Source organism: Sulfitobacter sp. HI0027, from assembly GCF_001634775.1.
Taxonomy (GTDB): domain Bacteria; phylum Pseudomonadota; class Alphaproteobacteria; order Rhodobacterales; family Rhodobacteraceae; genus Sulfitobacter.
In genome coordinates, this window is record NZ_LWER01000247.1 from 1 (window position 1) to 586 (window position 586).

At 59.0% G+C, this 586-nt stretch carries 1 pseudogene; it reads right to left on the reverse strand.

The features are described 5' to 3' along the window. Positions 1-586 (reverse strand): annotated as a pseudogene (locus tag A3722_RS15035) (GMC family oxidoreductase); the annotation flags it as partial.

The window sequence follows — 586 nt, forward strand, 5'->3', positions numbered from 1 at the left end:
TAGGTGACCCCGGTGGTGCGGGAGCCGTCGGGGGACTTTTCGACTGAGAGCACTTCGGAATCAGTGCGCAGGGTGAAATTCTCCCGCTTCATCAGAACCGGGATGATCGTGGTCTGCGGCGAAGATTTGGAATAGTTGCCACAGCCGTGTTTTTCGCAGAAACCGCAATAGGTGCAGGGCGCCAGCTGCAACCCCAACGGATTGACATAGGCGCGTGACATATTCGCCGAAGGTGACGGGAATGGGTTTAATCCAAGCTCACGCGCGGACGCTTCGAACCGATCCTGCGAGAAGGTCATCTGCATCGGCGGATTGGGGTATTCGTCGCTGCGCGCCCCCTCGAAGGGATTGCCTCCCTCACGGATGTCGCCCCGCAGGTTGCCCGCCGTGCCGCAAATGCCGCAGATCTTCTCAAAATAATCGAAATGCGGCTCCAATTCCTCATAGGTGACGCCGTAGTCCTGCACCGTTATGTCTTCTGGCAGCGGGCCATAGCGTTCTTCGTTATGGCTTTTCGCGACGAAATCCGAGGGCAGGAAACGGTACGTCGCCCCGTTCCAATGCACGCCCGAGCCGCCCACGCCGT